This is a genomic window from Cellulomonas fimi (assembly GCF_028527925.1).
GTDB classification, from domain to species: Bacteria; Actinomycetota; Actinomycetes; order Actinomycetales; family Cellulomonadaceae; genus Cellulomonas; species Cellulomonas fimi_C.
Window position 1 is genome coordinate 57,544 of sequence record NZ_JAPESW010000020.1, and the last position, 17,118, is coordinate 74,661.

The window sequence follows — 17,118 nt, forward strand, 5'->3', positions numbered from 1 at the left end:
CGCGCGCCGGAGGCGCCGGGAAGCCGGCGCGGTCCGGCGGGACGGGGCGCGGCGGTGCCGGTGGTCGGGCGGCGCAGCGTCCGCAGCGACCGTCCCGCCCGCGTCCGGCGCGTGAGCCCGAGGTGACGATCGACGTCCACGACCCCGAGGGCGTGCGCCTGCAGAAGGTCCTCGCGTCGGCGGGGCTCGGTTCTCGACGGGCGTGCGAGGAGCTCATCGCGTCCGGGCGCGTGACCGTCGACGGGGCGACGGTCCGCGAGCTCGGCGTCCGGGTCGACCCGGTGCGTGCCGTGATCCACGTCGACGGCCTGCGCGTCCAGCTCGACTCCTCGATCGTCACGCTCGCGCTCAACAAGCCGAAGGGCGTCGTGTCGACGATGCACGACCCCGAGGGGCGCCCGTCGATCGCGCAGTACGTCGCCGACCGCACCGAGCGGCTGTTCCACGTCGGCCGGCTCGATGCGGAGACCGAGGGCCTGCTGCTGCTGACCAACGACGGCGAGCTCGCGAACCGCCTCTCGCACCCGTCGCACGGCGTCGCCAAGACGTACCTCGCGCACGTCGAGGGGCGCGTCGCGGGGTCGCTCGGCGGGCGGCTCACGCGCGGGATCGAGCTCGAGGACGGCCTCGTCAAGGTCGACAAGTTCCAGATCGTGCAGACGACGCCGCAGGCGAGCCTCGTGGAGCTCGTCCTGCACGAGGGCCGCAACCGCGTCGTGCGCCGCCTCCTGGAGGAGGTCGGCCACCCCGTCACGCGGCTCGTGCGGACGCAGGTCGGGCCGATCCGGCTCGGCGACCTCAAGCCCGGCCGGACGCGGGTGCTGTCGAAGACGGAGGTCGGTTCGCTCATGACCCAGGTGGGGATGTGAACGTCGCGACGGCGGGGCCGGTCCGGATCGTCGGCACCGGCCTGCTCGGCACGTCGGTCGGCCTGGGCCTCGCGACGCGCGGCGTCGAGGTGCTGCTGCACGACCCCTCGCGGACCGCGGTCGCCCTGGCCCGCGACGTCGGCGCCGGGCGGCCCGCGTCGGCCGACGACCCCGAGCCCGCGCTCGTCGTGGTCGCGGCCCCGCCCGACGTGACGTCGGACGTCGTGCTCGCCGAGCTCGAGGCGCACCCCGGTGCGGTGGTCACGGACGTCGCGAGCGTCAAGGGCTACGTGCTGTCGGAGCTGCGTGCGTCGGGCGCGGACCTGTCGCGCTACGTCGGGTCGCACCCGATGGCGGGCCGCGAGCGGTCCGGTCCCGTCGCCGCCGTGCCGGACCTCTTCCTCGGCCGGCCGTGGGTCATCGCGGACTCGGGCTCGTCGCGACCGGACGCACTGCTCGCGGTGCGGTCGCTCGCCGTGGACCTCGGCGCGGTGCCGGTGACCATGGACGCCGACGCGCACGACGCGGCGGTCGCGGCCGTGTCGCACGTGCCGCAGGTCGTGGCGAGCCTGGTCGCGTCGCGGCTCCGGGACGTCGACGAGGCCGCGCTCGGGCTCGCGGGGCAGGGCCTGCGCGACGTGACGCGGATCGCAGGGTCGGACCCGGCGCTCTGGACGTCGATCCTCGCCGCGAACGCGGCCGCGGTCCGCGACGTGCTCGTGGACCTGCGGGGCGACCTCGACGGCGTCATCCACGCGCTGGGCGGTGCCGCCGCGGCGACGGGTCCGGAGGACGTGGCGCCGGGCGCGCTGTCGACGATCGCGCAGGCGATCGCGGACGGCAACGCCGGCGTCGCGCGGGTCCCCGGCAAGCACGGCGGCGTGCGACGCGACTACAGCGTCGTCACCGTGCTCGTGCCCGACGCCCCCGGCGAGCTCGCGCGACTGCTGACCGACGTCGGCGAGGCGGGCGTCAACCTGGAGGACCTGCAGCTGGAGCACGCGGCCGGACGTCCGGTCGGCATGGCGGCGATCTCCGTGCTCCCGAGCGCGGTCCCGCACCTCGAGGCGGAGCTGACGCTCCGTGGATGGAGACTGGTGAGTTGAGCACGATCCCGGCGCCCTTCGTGGTCGCGATCGACGGCCCGTCCGGGTCGGGGAAGTCGAGCGTGTCGCGCGCGGTCGCACGCGCCCTCGGTCTCGCGTACGTCGACACGGGCGCGACGTACCGCGCCGCGACGTGGTGGTGCCTCGAGCAGGGTGTCCCGCTCTCCGACACGGACGCCGTGGCGGCCGCGGTGCGGACCCTGCCCCTCGACCTCGGCGTCGACCCGGACGCGCCGACCGTCGTCGTCGACGGCACCGACGTCTCGGCGGACATCCGCGAGACCGCCATCTCGGCCGCGGTGAGCGCGGTCGCGACGAACCTGGACGCACGTGCCGAGCTCGGCCGCCGGCAGCGCGCGCTCATCGACGCCGAGCGCGAGCCGGGCTCGTTCTCGGGGGGCCGCGGCGTCGTCGCCGAAGGCCGCGACATCACGACGGTGATCGCGCCCGACGCGGACGTCCGCGTGCTGCTGACCGCGAGCGAGGAGGCGCGGCTCGCACGGCGCGCGCTCGACGTGCACGGGTCGGCGGACGCGCAGGCGGTCGAGGCGACGCGCGACCAGGTGCTGCGCCGCGACGCCGACGACTCGACGGTCGTGCAGTTCCACACCGCGGCGGACGGTGTCGTGACCGTCGACTCGTCGGACCTGGACTTCGAGCAGACGGTCGAGGCGGTGCTGGCGGTCGTGGCGGCCGCCGTCCGGGCGTGACCGAGCAGCGTCTGCCGTCGCCGGCCGGCCCGGCGTGGTCGCGCTGGGTCGGCCGGTTCCTCGCGCGCGGGGTGTGGGCGACGGACGTCGTGGGGGCGGATCGCGTGCCGCGCACCGGGCCCGTGCTGCTGGCCGCCAACCACACGGGCGTCGTCGACGGGCCGATCCTCATCGGCGTCGCGCCGCGGCCGACGCACATCCTCGTCAAGGAGGAGATGTTCCACGGGCCGGTCGGCCTCGTGCTGCGCGCGGCGGGCCAGATCCCGGTGGACCGCCAGGGTGGCCGGACGGCGCTCACGACCGCGCTGGGAGTCCTGCGTCGTGGCGGCGCCGTGGGCATCTTCCCCGAGGGCAACCGCGGGCGCGGCGACGCGACCAGCGCACGCGCCGGGATCGCGTGGCTCGCGCTCAACGGGCAGGCGCCCGTCGTCCCGGTCGCGATCCTGGGCACCCGGCGCACGGGCGAGGGCGTCGGGCACGTGCCGGGATTCCGGCGCCGGCTCGTCGTCGAGTTCGGCGAGCCCGTCGTCGTCGCGCGCGCGCCGGGCGTCTCCGGACGGGCCGCGCTCGTCGACGCCAACGAGGCGGTGCGCGTCGCGCTGTCGGACCTCGTGACCCGGGCGAGCGTCCGGTCGGGGCTCGTGCTCCCGACGGACGGACCGGACCGCGACCCCGTCTGACGCGCGTCGCGGCCCCGGGGTCACGGCTGCCCGCCCGACAGGGGAGAATGGTCGGCATGACGGACACCGACCCCGCCCTGGAGCTCCCCGACGAGGCCGGCGACGCCCTGGAGCTTCCCGACGAGGCCGGCGACGCCGATCGTGAGCGCGCGCTGCGCGCGGGCCTCGCGGAGTACGCGCTCGAGGACGACGACCTCGCGCTGATCGACGGGCTCGACGAGGACGAGGTCGGCGGTGGTGCGGCGACCGCGCTGCCGGTGCTCGCGGTCGTCGGGCGTCCGAACGTCGGCAAGTCGACGCTGGTGAACCGGATCATCGGCCGCCGTGAGGCGGTCGTGGAGGACCAGCCGGGCGTGACGCGCGACCGCGTGAGCTACCCCGCCGAGTGGGCCGGCCGCCGGTTCACCGTCGTCGACACCGGCGGCTGGGAGGTCGACGTCGCGGGCATCGAGGCGCGCGTGGCCCAGCAGGCGGAGGTCGCGATCGCGCTGGCCGACGCGGTGCTGTTCGTGGTGGACGCGACGGTCGGGGCGACCGACACGGACGAGCAGGTCGTGCGGCTGCTGCGGCGCGCGGGCAAGCCCGTGGTGCTGTGCGCCAACAAGGTCGACGGCCCGGCGGTCGAGGCGGACGCGGCGGCCTTGTGGGCGCTCGGGCTCGGCGAGCCGTACCCCGTCTCGGCACTCCACGGGCGCGGCACGGGCGACCTGCTCGAGGCCGCGGTGGACGCGCTGCCCGAGGTGTCGGCGCACGCGACGCCGCTGCCGGACGGTCCGCGGCGCGTCGCGCTCGTCGGGCGGCCGAACGTCGGGAAGTCGTCGCTGCTGAACAAGGTGCTCGGCACCGAGCGCGTGGTGGTGGACGCCACGGCGGGCACGACGCGTGACCCGGTCGACGAGCTCGTCCTGCTCAAGGGCGAGCCGTGGGTGTTCGTCGACACCGCGGGCATCCGGCGCCGGGTGCACCAGACGTCGGGGCCGGACTTCTACGCGTCGCTGCGCACCCAGGCGGCGATCGAGAAGGCCGAGGTCGCGGTGGTGCTGGTCGACGCGTCGACGACGATGACCGAGCAGGACACGCGGGTCATCTCGCAGGTCGTCGACGCGGGCCGTGCGCTGGTCATCGCGTACAACAAGTGGGACCTCATGGACGAGGACCGTCGCCCGTTCCTGGAGCGGGAGATCGAGAAGGACCTCGTGCAGGTGCAGTGGGCGCCGCGGGTCAACATCTCGGCGCGCACGGGGTGGCACACGGACCGGCTGGTGCCCGCGCTCAAGCGGTCGCTCGAGTCGTGGGACACGCGCATCTCGACGGGTCGGCTGAACGCGTTCCTCGGCGAGCTCGTCGCGGCGCACCCGCACCCGCTGCGGGGTGGCAAGCAGCCGCGCATCCTGTTCGCGACGCAGGCGTCGACGCGTCCGCCGCGGTTCGTCATCTTCACGACGGGCTTCCTGGACCCGGGCTACCGCCGGTACATCGAGCGTCGTCTGCGCGAGACGTTCGGGTTCGAGGGGACGCCGATCTCGATCTCGGTGCGCGTGCGGGAGAAGCGGCGGCGCTGAGCAGCCGGATCACGCGAGCGGCCGGTCCCGGCACGTCGGGGACCGGCCGCTCGCGCGCGTGGACGCCGGTGGCTCAGTGCGTCGTGGGCGTGAGCGCCTCGTACTCCTCGACCGTGCCGTCGGCGAGGACGGTCTCGATGATGCGGCGGCCCAGCGGGTCGAGGTCCGGCGTGAGGAACTGCGCGAGCTCGGACCGGAAGAACGCCGTGAGGACCGCGGCGCCCTGGTCGTAGGCCTCCTCGCCGACCTGCGACTGCAGCTCGGGCGCGAGGTAGGACGGGCGGATCGTCTGGCCGTCGATCCGCAGCTCGCGGGGCGTCCAGCCGAACAGCGGGCAGCGCGCGGGCTGGAGGGACTCGCGGCGGATCCGTGACGTGCCGCGCCGGGCCAGGTACTCGCGCGTGAGCCACTCGGCGGCGAAGCCGACGTGGTACGACCCGATGTGCTGGTTGGGCGTGAGGACGTACCGGGTGCGGGGCGCGGCGACGATCTGCCGCAGCAGCAGGTTGGCGGCGCCGACCTTGGTGCCGGTCGAGAACGGCCAGTACGACCCGACGCCCTCCGCGACGAGCCCGCCGTGCGCGAGCTTCTCGGCGTCGGCGGCCGACTCGCCGATCGACGGGTTCTTGTCGCCGCGGGGAGCGACCAGCCGCCACACCCACGCGAGCGACGGCGGCACGAGGTGCATGAGGCCCATGACGCCGTACGTCGGCGCGTCCCGCGTGCACGCCGGCATCCGCACGCCGAACGTGCGGACGTCGACGGGCTCGGCCTCGTCGACGACGTGCCGGAACTGCGAGCGCGCGACGACGACGCGCGGGTTCGGGCACCGCTTCCCGTTCGAGTCCAGGGTGTGCTCCCACGGCAGGAGCGTCGCGTCGGGCAGGCCGCGCATGTTGTAGAAGACGAGCGGCCGGTCGGGGTGGATGACGGCGCGCTCGAGGGTGGCGTCCTGGCCGTACTCGGTGAGGTTGTCGACGCGGACGAACCAGCCGGCCTCGGCGTCGGCGACGACGAGTCGACCGTCGGTGCCCTGGATCGCGGGGTGGCACAGGGTCATGTCGTCGGTGACGGGTGCGAGGGCGGACGACTCGGCGAGGGTGATGGTGTCCGTCGTGCCCGTGACGACGTTGGTGCCGAGCAGGATGCGGCCGTCGTCGAGGCGGCGGAACTCCTGGCACATCTCGGACTTGCCGCCGCCCGACGCGCCCTCGTGCATGACGACGGTCTCGTTCTCGTACGGGGTCGTGACGCGGACAGACGACGCGTGGGCGGTGAGCCAGCCCTCCTGCTCGCCGATGTCGAGCAGCACCGAGAAGATGCCTTTCTTCGCCGACGGTCCGGGGTAGAGGTTGTACGCGAACACCTCGTGCAGCGTGGTGGAGCGGTCGTGCACGACGACCTGCCGGCCGTCGAAGTGCGTGTGCCGGAACGGGGGTGCGACGTAGAGGATCGAGCGCGGCGTGAAGGGACCCAGCTCGTCGAACGTGACCCAGCCCTGCAGGTCGGCGAGCGTGAGCGCGAAGAACGCGGCGTTGACGGGGACGATCGCGAGCGACGGGTAGCCGTGCACGGGACCGCCGGCGCGGAACGGCAGGACGACGAGGCGCTGCCCGGCGAGCCAGTCGAGGGTCTCGGTCTTCACGGGGGCGAAGTCCGCGCCGTACACGTCGCGGTAGCGCGGCTTGTCGGTCGGCAGGTCGTCGGCGATGCGCATGCAGTCGGGGTCGCGGCGGCGCATGTAGTCCTCGGGGTAGTTCACCGCGAGGCCGTTGGCGCAGCGGACGACGTCCGCCTCCTTCACGGGTGCGCCGTGCACGTCGTAGACGACGTCGAACCGGGGGCCGCCGTCGGGTCCGAGGGCGAGCGCGTAGAGCTCGTCGCGCGTCGCGGGGACGATCACGTCGGCCGTGTCGAGGACGTCGCGGACGGCGGCCGGGAGGCCGAGCGTCCGCAGGGCGTCCGGGGTCGTGACGTCGACTGTCATGGGAGCTCCCGTCAGGCGCGTGGGCGGGACGTATTGCCCGCTCTTGACGCCGAGACTAGGAACTGTGGGTGAACGGTAGTAGGACCTTTGGTCCTCCCGGCGTCACCTGTCGCGCGTGTGGTACTCCCCGGGGAAGCTGGCCGGCTCGCCCGGCCTCGCGGTGAACGGCGTGCCCCGGTGCTGCCCGCTCACCGGGTCACCGCTGCGCACGGTGTAGGTCACGAGGTCCTCGCGGACGTCGACCTCGAGCACGGACCCGCGGATCTGCAGCGGGAACCGCAGGCGGCGCGCGCGCGTCGGGAGCATCGGCGCGAACTGCGTCCCGCGCCAGCGGTAGCCCGCGAAGCCCTGCACGAGCGCCATCCACATGCCGCCCGCCGACGCGGCGTGCACGCCGTCGCGCAGGTTGCCCGCGCGGTCGGCCAGGTCGACCGACGCGGCGTCGACGAGGTACTCCTCGGCGGTGCGGAACTTGCCCACGTCGGCCGCGGCGATCGCCTGCATGCACTCGGAGAGCGACGAGTCGCCCGTCGTCAGCGGGTCGTAGTACTCGAAGATCCGTCGGCGCTCGGCGGGTGTGAACCGCTCGGGCAGCATCACGGTCGCGAGGACCACGTCGGCCTGCTTGATGACCTGGTGGCGGTAGATGACGAGCGGGTGGACGTGCAGCAGGAGCGGGTACGTCTCCGGCGGGGTGCCCGCGAAGTCCCACCGCTTGAGGCGTGTGAAGTCGTCGTCCTGCAGGTGCACGCCCGCGGTCTCGTCGAACGGGACGTACATCTGCTCGGCGGCCCGCCGCCACGTCGCGACCTCGCTGTCCAGCACGCGCAGCCCCTCGACGAGCGCCGCGTGCTCCTTCGGGTGCTCGGCGCGCATCCAGTCGAGCGTGTCGGCGGCCGCGCGCAGGTTCTCGGCAGCCATGAGGTTCGTGTAGAGGTTGTTGTCGACGACGGTCGAGTACTCGTCCGGACCGGTGACCCGCATGATCACGAACCGGCCGTCGTACCGGTCCGAGAAGAAGCCCAGACCGGCCCACATGCGCGCGGTCTCGACCAGCAGCTCCGCACCGTGGCGGACCATGAGGTCGGTGTCGCCCGTGACGGTCACGTACTGCTCGAGCGCGTACGCCACGTCGGCGTCGATGTGGTACTGCGCGGTCCCCGCCGCGTAGTACGCGGACGCCTCCTGCCCGTTGATCGTCCGCCACGGGAACAGCGCGCCGTCGCACCCGACCTCGCGCGCCCGGGCCCGCGCCGCGGGCAGCATCCGCACCCGGTGCATGAGGAGGCTGCGCGCGATCCGGGGCGACGTGTGGATGAGGAACGGCAGCAGGTACGCCTCGGTGTCCCAGAAGTAGTGCCCCTCGTACCCCGTCCCCGTGAGGCCCTTCGACGGGACGCCGTGCCCCTCGCTGCGCCACGTCGCCTGCAGCAGCGTGAACTGGCTGAAGTGCACGGCCTGCTGGCCTGCCGACGTTCCCGACAGCGCGACCTCGCTGCGCTCCCAGAACAGGTCGGCCTCGTGCTCGTGCGCGGCGCGGACCGCGGTGTACCCCGCGTCCCGCGCGCGGTGGATCGTCATGCCGGCGCGGTTGAGCAGCTCGCCGGCGTCCTCGTCACCGTGGTGGTAGGCGAGCCATTTGGTGACGCCGACCGGCACGCCGACCTGCGTCTCGACGTCGAACACGACACGTGCGCGGGTCGGCTCGACGCGGGTGCCGACGTGGGTCACGCCGTCGTCGACCTCGTGGTCCATCGCGGCCGCGACGGTGAGGCCGGAGCGGGTGGTCGCGTAGGCGCGCACGACGCGCAGGCCGTCGGTGCGGTCGGGACCGGGCCGCAGGGCCGCGGTGACCTGGCGGGACTGGCGCGGGTCGAGCGTGACGTCCTCGCCCACGGTGTCGGTCGGTGCGACGAGCTCGGACGACAGCACGACACGCCCGGGCGCGTCGAGCGCCGTGATCTCGTAGCGGAGGACCGCGAGGTGCCGCTGGGCGAGCGACACGAGGCGTTCGCTGTGCAGGCGGAACCGCCGCCCGTCGGAGAGCTGCAGCACGACCGTGCGGGTGAGGACCGCGTGCCGCATGTCGAGCGTCCGCTCGAAGTGGCGGACCTCGGTGTTCTCGCACGTCACCGGCTCCTCGTCGACGAGCAGCCGCAGCGCGGTGCCGTCCGGCACGGGCAGGATGGTCTGGCCCGTCGTCGCGAACCCGTGCGCGGCCTCCGGGTAGACGATCGGCCACGTCTCGTGGAACCCGTTGAGCAGGGTCGCGGGGGAGCGTGCCGGCGCGCCCTCCTCGAACGCGCCGCGGATCCCGAGGTAGCCGTTCGACAGTGCGAACAGCGTCTCGGTCTGCTCGGCGCGGTCGGGCGTGAAGGCGTGCTCGACCATGCGCCACGGGTCGGGCGGGACGTCGGTCGACGTCGCGACGATCCGGCGGGCCGCGTCCCGCAGGCGGTGCACGCGCGGGCCCGAGCGGTGCACGTCCTCGTCGGGGTCGGCGAGGAGCTCGGCGAGGTCCTGCACCACGACGTCGGCGCCGTGCGCGGCGAGCGCCTCGGCGTGGTCGTCGCGGTCGACGCCGACGACGAGCCCGAAGCCGCCCGCGCGCCCGGCCGCGACGCCCGCGAGCGCGTCCTCGACGACGACGGCCCGACGCGGGTCGACGCCGACCCGGCGGGCGCCTTCCAGGAAGCCGTCGGGGGCGGGCTTGCCGGGGAGGCCGAGCTCGAGGATGGTCTCGCCGTCGACGCGGGCGTCGAAGAGGTTGGCGATGCCGGCGTGCTGGAGGACGGCGGCGCAGTTGCGGCTGCTGGAGACGACGGCCGTCTTGAGGCCTGCTTCGCGGACCTCGCGGACCCAGGCGACGGAGCCGGGGAACGCCTCGACGCCGGAGCGTTCGAGCTCTTCCTCGACGAGGAGCTGCTTGCGGTTGCCGAGGCCCCACCAGGAGTCCTCCTCAGGCGGGGAGTCGGGTCCGCCGGGCGGCAGGACGATGCCGCGGGACTGGAGGAAGTCGCGGACGCCTTCCTCGCGGGTCTTGCCGTCGACGTGGGCGGCGTAGTCGACGCGGTCGTCGAAGCGGGGGGTGTGCGTGCCGTGCTCGCGGTCCCAGCCGTCGAGGAAGTCGTCGAACGCGCGCTTCCACGCGGCGGCGTGGACGGTGCGGGTGGTGGTGAGGACGCCGTCGAGGTCGAAGAGGACCGCGTCGAAGTCCTGCAGGGCGACGGGCGACGGCATCTCGGACCTCCCGGGCGAGGCCGTCCGCCCTCGTCGGCGGCACGTCCTTGACCTCGACTGTCCCGATCCTTGGGCGGTTTCGGCCGGTCGGCAACCTCGGCTGCGCGTGGGAGCGGCGGCCTGCACGCCCTGGTCCGGCGGCATCGCCCCGTGCCGGGACGCCGAGCGACGGCCTCGACCCCTCCTGCACGGACGCGTCCGCGGGTCGGTGTGGCGCACGTCACGTCACGAACGGGACGGCTGCCCGGTCGACCTACCGAGAGCGATCGGAGGTCGTGATGCGACGGATCCTGGTGGTGGGTGGCGGTTACGCGGGCTTCTACGCGGCGTGGCGCCTGGAGAAGCGGCTGCGGCGGGGCGAGGCGGAGGTCACGCTCGTCGACCCGCGCGGCTTCATGACGTACCAGCCGTTCCTGCCGGAGGTCGCGGCGGGGTCGGTCGAGGCCCGGCACGTGGCGGTGTCGTTGCGCGCGCACCTGCGTCGGACGCGGCTCGTCACCGGGCACGTCACGTCGGTGGACCACGCGCACCGGACCGCGACGGTCCGGACGGTCGACGGCCGCGAGCGCGACCTCGCGTACGACGTGCTGGTCGTCACCGCGGGTGCCGTCACGCGGACGTTCCCGGTGCCGGGTCTGAGCGAGGAGGGGATCGGCCTCAAGCACGTCGAGGAGGCCGTCGCCGTGCGGGACCGGCTGCTCACGGGCTTCGACACGGCGGCGAACCTCCCGCCCGGGGCGGAGCGGGCGAGGCAGCTGACGGTGACCGTCGTGGGGGGCGGCTTCACGGGCGTCGAGGTGTTCGGGGAGCTGCTGGCGCTGTCGCGGGACCTGGTGCGCCGCTACCCGGAGGTCGACGCGCGTGAGCTGAGGTTGCACCTCGTCGAGGCGCGCGACCGGATCCTGCCCGAGGTGACGGACCGTCCCGGGCGCTGGGTGGTGCGCCACCTGACGCGGCGCGGCGGGCTGCTGCACCTCGGTGCGCAGGTGCTGTCCGCGACGGGCGGGCACGTCGTGCTGTCCACGGGTGAGGAGTGGGACACCGGGCTGCTCGTGTGGACGGCCGGGAACGCCTCGCACCCCGTCGTCGCGAACCACACCGACCTGCCGGTCGACGACCGCGGGCGCGTGGTGGTGCGCGGCGACCTGCGGGTGGGCACCGACGACGCACCCGTCCCGGACGCGTGGGCGGCGGGCGACAACGCGGCCGTGCCGGACCTCGCGTCGGACGTGCCCGGCGCGCTGACCGTCCCGAACGCGCAGCACGCGGTCCGGCAGGGTCGGCTGCTCGCCGACAACGTCCTGGCCGACCTGCGCGGTGGGCGCGTGCGCCGCTACCGGCACCCGAGCCTGGGGGTGGTCGCGACGCTCGGTCGTCACCACGGGGTCTTCCAGTACCGGCGTCTCGTGCTCACCGGGTGGCTCGCGTGGGCCGTGCACCGGGCGTACCACGTGCTCGCCGTCCCGACGTGGGAGCGCAAGGTCCGCGTCGCGCTGCTCTGGGTGTCGGCCGCGGTGTTCGGGCGCGACGTCGTGTCCCTGCCCGCGGTGGGCCGGCCGCGCGCCGCGTTCGTCGCGGGTGGCGACCCGGACGTCCTGGTCCCGCTGCGGCGGGCCGACGGACGGTCACGGCCTGCCGCCCTTGCCACCTCGTCGTCCGGGCGGCAGCCGTCGCCCGGTCCCGCTCCCGCATCACCCGTCCACAGGAGGTCAGCATGAAGATCGTCGTCATCGGCGGCACCGGTCGGATCGGCGCCCAGGTCGTCGAGCAGCTCCACGAGCGCGGCCACGACGCCGTGGCCGCGGCACCCAGCACGGGTGTCGACACCCTGACGGGCGCCGGCGTCGCAGAGGTCCTCGCGGGTGCGGACGCGGTCGTCGACGTGTCGAACTCGCCGTCGTTCGCGCCGGACGACGTGCTCGCGTTCTTCACGACGTCGACGCGGACGCTGCTCGCGGCCGAGGAGGCGGCGGGCGTGCGGCACCACGTGGTGCTGTCGATCGTCGGCGCGGACCGGGCGCCGGACAGCGGCTACCTGCGGGCGAAGGTCGCGCAGGAGGCGCTCGTCGCCACCTCGCCGGTCCCGTTCACCATCCTGCGGGCGACGCAGTTCTTCGAGTTCCTCGCCGCGATCGCGGACGGCGCGACGCAGGACGGCGTCGTGCGTGCCACGACGGGAGCGATCCAGCCGGTCGCGGCGCGGGACGTCGTCGCGGCGGTCGTCGACGTCACGCTCGCCGAGCCGGTCGGGGGTGTCGTCGAGGTCGCGGGCCCGCAGCGGTTCGCGATGGACGAGCTGCTGCGGGCCGAGCTCGCCGCGGCCGGGGACCCGCGCGAGGTCGTGTCGGACCCGGAGGCGCGCTACTTCGGCACCCTTCTCGACGACAGCACGATCGTCCCGCTCGGCGACGACGCACGCATCGGTGCGACGACGCTCGCCGCGTGGAAGGCTGCGCAGGCGGTGGCCCGCTGACCGCCGGGGGTCCCGGCCCTAGGGTGGGGCTCGTGCCGCAGGACACCGCGCGCCCGGAGCCGGGACCCCCGTCCGTCGCGGACGACGACGTCACCGGCTTCCTCGAGGTCCGGCCGCAGCTGTTCGGCATCGCCTACCGCATGCTCGGCTCGGTCGAGGAGGCCGAGGACGTCGTGCAGGACGCGTGGATCCGGTGGCAGAACACGGACCGCCGCGGCGTGCAGAACCCCGCGGCGTTCCTCACGACGACCACGACGCGGCTCGCGATCAACGCCGCGACGTCCGCACGTGCCCGCCGCGAGACGTACGTCGGGCCGTGGCTGCCCGAGCCGGTCGACACGAGCGCGGACCCGCTGCTCGGCGCGGTGCGGGCGGAGGCGCTCGACGCCGCCGTCCTCGTGCTGCTCGAGCGGCTGACGCCGACCGAGCGGGCCGCGTACGTGCTGCGCGAGGCGTTCGACTACTCCTACCGGCGGGTCGGGGAGGTGCTCGACGTGACCGAGGCGCACGCACGGCAGCTCGTCCGGCGGGCCCGCACCGCGCTCGGCTCCGGCCGGCGGGTCCCCGCGGACCCTGCGCGGCAGCGTGAGCTCGTCACCGCCTTCCTCGCAGCCGCACGCGCGGGCAGCATCGCCGACCTCGAGCGGCTCCTCGCCGACGACGTCCACGCGCGCTCCGACGGCGGCGGGGTCGTCCACGCGGCCAAGGTCGAGATCCTCGGTCACGACCGCGTCGTCACGCTGCTCGACAACGTGATGCGCAAGTACTGGAGCGACGTGCTCTTCTCGGAGGTCGAGGTCAACGGCGGGACCGGTGTGCTCGTGCACCGCGCCGACGGCGAGGTCGGTGCGCTCGTCCTGCTCGAGACGTCGGACCGGGGGATCGAGCAGCTCATGCTCGTCCTCAACCCGGACAAGCTCCGCCGGCACGGAAGGACCGCCGACGTCAGCCGGTGAGTGCCGCGTCTCCCGCGAGGACCGTCACGGTCGCGCCGCCGACCCACACCTGACCGTCGGCGTCCCGCTCGACGTGCACCCGGCCCGCGCGGCCGAGCGCGGTGCCCTGCGCGGCGACGTACCGGTCCGGCGCGCGACCCGTGCGCGTGAGCCACTGCCCGACGGACGCGTTGAGGCTGCCCGTCACCGGGTCCTCCGGCACGCCGATCCCGGGTGCGAACCCGCGCACCTCGAACGCCGCCGGCGCCCCCGGCGCGTGCGGGCCGACGAGGCCGAGCTTGCCGACGGGGGAGCCGGCGAAGTCGGGGCGGACGTCCAGCACACGAGCCGCGGAGTCGACGAGCAGCACCGCCCACGCGGGCCCGTTGTCGAGCAGGCGGTGGTCGACGACCGCGTCGGCGGGCACGCCCGCAGCGGCGACGCACGCCGCGAGCTCGGCGTCGTCGAGCGGGCGGTCCTCGCGGGGCGCCGGTGCCGCGAACGCGAGCGAGCCGTCGCCCCGGCGGATCGTCACCAGCCCGACGCCGCACTCCTGCACGACCGTGTCACCCGCGGGCCGGCCGCCCGCCGCGAGCCATGCGTGGCACGTGCCGAGCGTGGGGTGCCCCGCGAACGGCAGCTCGCCGCCCGGCGTGAAGATCCGCACGCGGTAGTCCGCGTCCGGCGTCGTCGGGCGCAGCAGGAACGTCGTCTCCGACAGGTTCGTCCAGCGCGCGAACGCGGCCATCCGGTCGTCGGTCAGGTCGTCCGCGTCGTGCACGACCGCGACGGGGTTGCCGCGCAGCGGCTCGGTCGTGAACACGTCGACCTGCGAGAAGCGGAGCGCGGGCATGGCGGTCAGGGTACGACGCGCGGGTTAGCGTGCAGGGATGGTCCCCGCGCAGCCGTCCCCGTCCGACGTGACCGACCCGACCGCCCGCACCGCACGGCAGGTCGCCGACCGGTGGGTCGACACGCTCGCCGACCTCGACCCGTCCGTCGGCACCGCGCTCGGCACCCGGCCCGACGACCGACGCATGCCGGACCTGTCGCCGGCGGGTGCGGCCGAGCGCGCGGCGGCGGCCCGCGCGGTGCTCGTCGAGCTCGACGGCGCGCAGGTGCTCGACGACGACGACCGCCGCTGCGCGACGCTGCTCCGCGAGCGCCTCACCGCGCGCCTGGCCGAGCACGACAGCGGCGAGGACCTCGCCGCCCTGCGACCGATCGCGTCGCCCGTGCAGACGCTCCAGTCGATCTTCCTGCTCATGCCGACGGCGACCGAGCACGACTGGGACGTCGTCGCGGGTCGGCTGGCGCAGGTCCCCGACGCCGCGGACGGGTTCCGCGCGACGCTCGAGGAAGGGCTGCGCCGGGGTGTGCGGAGCGCGCCGCGCCAGGCGGAGGCCGTGGTGGCGCAGCTCGGCGAGTGGCTCGCGGCGGCGGACGGACGCGGGTGGCACGCGGGCTTCGTCGAGCGGGCCGACGCGGCGGGCGTGCCGGCGTCGCTGCGCGCCGAGCTCGACGCGGCCGCGCAGGAGGCCGCCGCGGGCGTGGACCGCCTGCGCCGGTGGATCGCCGACGAGTACCGCCCCGCGGTCGACGACGTCCCGGACGCGGTGGGCCGCGAGCGCTACCTGCTGTCGGCGCGTCTGCACACGGGCGCGGACCTGGACCCGCAGGAGGCGTACGCGTGGGGTTGGGAGGAGCTCGCGCGGATCGAGGCGGACATGGCCGAGGAGGCCGACCGTGTGCTGCCGGGCGCGGGTCCGCAGGAGGCGCTCGCGCACCTCGACGAGCACGGCGAGGCCGTCGAGGGCGTCGAGGAGGTGCGGGCGTGGCTGCAGCGCATGATGGACGACGCGATCGCCGAGCTCGACGGCACGGTCGTCGACGTGGCGGACCCGGTCCGGCGGGTCGAGGCGATGATCGCGCCGCCCGGTGCCGCCGCGGCGCCGTACTACACGCGCCCGTCGCTGGACTTCTCGCGTCCGGGGCGCACGTGGCTCCCGACGCTGGGGCGTGACCGGTTCCCGACGTGGGACCTCATCAGCACCTGGTACCACGAGGGCGTGCCCGGGCATCACCTGCAGCTCGGCCAGTGGGCCTACCGCGCGGGTGAGCTGTCGGTGTTCCAGACGTCGGTCGGGTCGGTGCCCGCGACGACGGAGGGCTGGGCGCTGTACGCGGAGCGGCTCATGGACGAGCTCGGGCACCTGCGCACGCCCGGTGCGCGGCTCGGGTACCTGGACGGGCAGCGGATGCGCGCGGTCCGGGTCGTCGTCGACATCGGCATGCACCTCGGGCTGACGATCCCGCAGTCGCACGTGTTCCACCCGGGGGAGCGGTGGACGGCCGACCTGGGCGAGGAGTTCTTCCGGCAGCGCAGCGGGTCGCCGGCCGCGTTCGTGCACAGCGAGATCGAGCGGTACCTCGGCTGGCCGGGGCAGGCGATCAGCTACAAGCTCGGGGAGCGTGCGTGGCTGTCGGGTCGGCGCCGCGCGCGTGAGCGTCGGGAGTCGGCGGGGGAGACGTTCGACCTGCGCGCCTGGCACACCGCCGCGCTCGGGCTGGGCTCGCTCGGCCTCGACGACCTCGAACGCGAGCTCGCGGCGCTGTGAGCACCGCGTCGCGCCCCGGCACGTCGTCGCCCGTGCACCTCATGCTGCGCCTCGGGCTTCCGCGCGACCCGCTCGCGACGCGCAACCTCGGCACGTTCCTCGTGGTCACCGCCCTGACGGTCCTGGTCACGCGCGCGCTGCTGGCGGCGTCCGGGTACCCGCAGATCGGGGGCGGCGGGCTGCACGTCGCGCACGTGCTGTGGGGCGGGCTGCTCATGGCGCTCGCCTTCGTGCTGCTGCTGTCGTTCATGGGGCCGGTCCTGCGGCCGTTCGGGGCGATCGTCGGTGGGATCGGCTTCGGGCTGTTCGTCGACGAGGTCGGCAAGTTCGTCACGTCCGACAACGACTACTTCTACGAGCCGACCGCGGCGATCATCTACGCGACCGTCGTGGCGCTCGGACTGGTGGCCGAGGCGCTGCACGGGCGACGCGCGCTCGACCCGCGCGAGGCGCTGGCCGCGGCGGTGGACGACGCCGTCGCCGGCGTCGCCGGCGGCTTCACCGGGCACGCGCGGGCCCGCGCGGAGTCCCGGCTCGCCGCGGCGGGCGACGTCGCGGGGGCGAAGGAGACGCGCGCGCTGCTGCGGTCCGTCGTCGACGACCACGAGGAGCTGCCCGACGTCGTCGAGGTCGTGTCACGCGGTGCCGTCCGAGTCCTGCACCTGCTGATCCGTGCCCGGTTCGTGCCGCTGCTCGCGGTCGTGCTGCTCGTGGCGACCGCGACGGTCTCCGTCGTGCGCGGCCTGCTCGCGTGGGGGGACCTCGGCGGGCTGTGGTGGGTCGCCGCGGGTGCCGTGGTCAGCGGGCTCGTCGGCGCCGCGTTCGCGGTCGTCGGGCTGCTGCGGGTGCGACGCGACGCCGTCCAGGGCTACCGCTGGTTCCGGCGCGCCGTCCTCGTGAGTTTGCTCGTCACGCAGTTCTTCCTGTTCCGGCTGTCC

The 17,118-nt window shown here is 74.7% G+C and carries 13 protein-coding genes; 10 read left to right on the forward strand and 3 right to left on the reverse strand.

The window, feature by feature from the left end; all coding sequences use genetic code 11:
* Nucleotides 1–122: 122 nt before the first annotated feature.
* Genes OMK64_RS11175 through der form a run of 5 tightly spaced genes read left to right on the forward strand, consistent with a single transcriptional unit; the run spans nt 123 to nt 4,927 of the window.
* Entirely contained in the window at nt 123–869 is a 747-nt protein-coding gene (locus OMK64_RS11175) for a pseudouridine synthase (RefSeq protein WP_374694085.1), read from the forward strand.
* On the forward strand, nt 866–1,975 hold the full coding sequence (locus OMK64_RS11180) for a prephenate dehydrogenase (RefSeq protein WP_272728455.1): 1,110 nt from the start codon (nt 866–868) through the stop codon (nt 1,973–1,975). Before OMK64_RS11175 ends, OMK64_RS11180 begins: the two co-directional genes overlap by 4 nt.
* A complete protein-coding gene (gene cmk / locus OMK64_RS11185) occupies nt 1,957–2,685 on the forward strand; it encodes a (d)CMP kinase (RefSeq protein WP_272728457.1) in 729 nt (242 codons plus the stop codon). Before OMK64_RS11180 ends, cmk begins: the two co-directional genes overlap by 19 nt.
* Nucleotides 2,682–3,365 carry a lysophospholipid acyltransferase family protein gene (locus OMK64_RS11190; protein ID WP_272728459.1) on the forward strand — a complete coding sequence of 228 codons (684 nt, stop codon included), beginning with the start codon at nt 2,682–2,684 and terminating at the stop codon, nt 3,363–3,365. The genes cmk and OMK64_RS11190 overlap by 4 nt, the downstream gene beginning before the upstream one ends.
* 56 nt (nt 3,366–3,421) lie before the next feature.
* Entirely contained in the window at nt 3,422–4,927 is a 1,506-nt protein-coding gene (gene der, locus OMK64_RS11195; protein ID WP_272728461.1) for a ribosome biogenesis GTPase Der, read from the forward strand.
* 73 nt (nt 4,928–5,000) lie between these two features.
* On the opposite strand, the gene OMK64_RS11200 is transcribed toward der, so the two are convergent.
* Together OMK64_RS11200 and OMK64_RS11205 are read right to left on the reverse strand one after the other, a co-directional pair.
* On the reverse strand, nt 5,001–6,914 hold the full coding sequence (locus OMK64_RS11200; protein WP_272728464.1) for a DUF4914 family protein: 1,914 nt from the start codon (nt 6,912–6,914) through the stop codon (nt 5,001–5,003).
* Nucleotides 6,915–7,016: 102 nt separating this feature from the next.
* Nucleotides 7,017–10,154: a beta-phosphoglucomutase family hydrolase gene (locus tag OMK64_RS11205; RefSeq protein ID WP_272728466.1), complete on the reverse strand. Its 3,138-nt coding sequence runs from the start codon at nt 10,152–10,154 to the stop codon at nt 7,017–7,019.
* Nucleotides 10,155–10,432: 278 nt separating this feature from the next.
* Here OMK64_RS11205 and OMK64_RS11210 point away from each other — a divergent pair, with 278 nt between their 5' ends.
* The 3 genes from OMK64_RS11210 to sigJ are packed head-to-tail and all read left to right on the forward strand — an operon-like array spanning nt 10,433 to nt 13,583.
* A complete protein-coding gene (locus OMK64_RS11210; protein WP_272728468.1) occupies nt 10,433–11,872 on the forward strand; it encodes an NAD(P)/FAD-dependent oxidoreductase in 1,440 nt (479 codons plus the stop codon).
* Complete coding sequence (locus OMK64_RS11215; RefSeq protein ID WP_272728469.1) at nt 11,869–12,627, forward strand: SDR family oxidoreductase; 759 nt, start codon at nt 11,869–11,871, stop codon at nt 12,625–12,627. The genes OMK64_RS11210 and OMK64_RS11215 overlap by 4 nt, the downstream gene beginning before the upstream one ends.
* Before the next feature lie 32 nt (nt 12,628–12,659).
* On the forward strand, nt 12,660–13,583 hold the full coding sequence (gene sigJ / locus OMK64_RS11220; RefSeq protein WP_272728470.1) for an RNA polymerase sigma factor SigJ: 924 nt from the start codon (nt 12,660–12,662) through the stop codon (nt 13,581–13,583).
* On the opposite strand, the gene OMK64_RS11225 is transcribed toward sigJ, so the two are convergent.
* Nucleotides 13,573–14,415: a PhzF family protein gene (locus OMK64_RS11225; protein WP_272728471.1), complete on the reverse strand. Its 843-nt coding sequence runs from the start codon at nt 14,413–14,415 to the stop codon at nt 13,573–13,575. The two genes, sigJ and OMK64_RS11225, sit on opposite strands and share 11 nt — an antisense overlap.
* A 37-nt stretch (nt 14,416–14,452) precedes the next feature.
* On the opposite strand from OMK64_RS11225, the gene OMK64_RS11230 reads away from it, so the two are divergent.
* Complete coding sequence (locus OMK64_RS11230) at nt 14,453–16,180, forward strand: DUF885 domain-containing protein (protein WP_272728472.1); 1,728 nt, start codon at nt 14,453–14,455, stop codon at nt 16,178–16,180.
* A partial coding sequence (locus tag OMK64_RS11235) for a hypothetical protein (protein ID WP_272728473.1) occupies nt 16,177–17,118 on the forward strand: 942 nt, incomplete at its 3' end. The genes OMK64_RS11230 and OMK64_RS11235, both read left to right, overlap by 4 nt.

Bases quoted from the DNA above. Each gene is read 5' to 3' on its own strand.
- OMK64_RS11205 (WP_272728466.1), bottom strand. From the start codon at position 10,154: ATGCCGTCGCCCGTCGCCCTGCAGGACTTCGACGCGGTCCTCTTCGAC.
- OMK64_RS11230 (WP_272728472.1), top strand. From the start codon at position 14,453: ATGGTCCCCGCGCAGCCGTCCCCGTCCGACGTGACCGACCCGACCGCC.
- OMK64_RS11200 (WP_272728464.1), bottom strand. From the start codon at position 6,914: ATGACAGTCGACGTCACGACCCCGGACGCCCTGCGGACGCTCGGCCTC.
- OMK64_RS11215 (WP_272728469.1), top strand. From the start codon at position 11,869: ATGAAGATCGTCGTCATCGGCGGCACCGGTCGGATCGGCGCCCAGGTC.
- OMK64_RS11225 (WP_272728471.1), bottom strand. From the start codon at position 14,415: ATGCCCGCGCTCCGCTTCTCGCAGGTCGACGTGTTCACGACCGAGCCG.
- der (WP_272728461.1), top strand. From the start codon at position 3,422: ATGACGGACACCGACCCCGCCCTGGAGCTCCCCGACGAGGCCGGCGAC.
- cmk (WP_272728457.1), top strand. From the start codon at position 1,957: ATGGAGACTGGTGAGTTGAGCACGATCCCGGCGCCCTTCGTGGTCGCG.
- OMK64_RS11210 (WP_272728468.1), top strand. From the start codon at position 10,433: ATGCGACGGATCCTGGTGGTGGGTGGCGGTTACGCGGGCTTCTACGCG.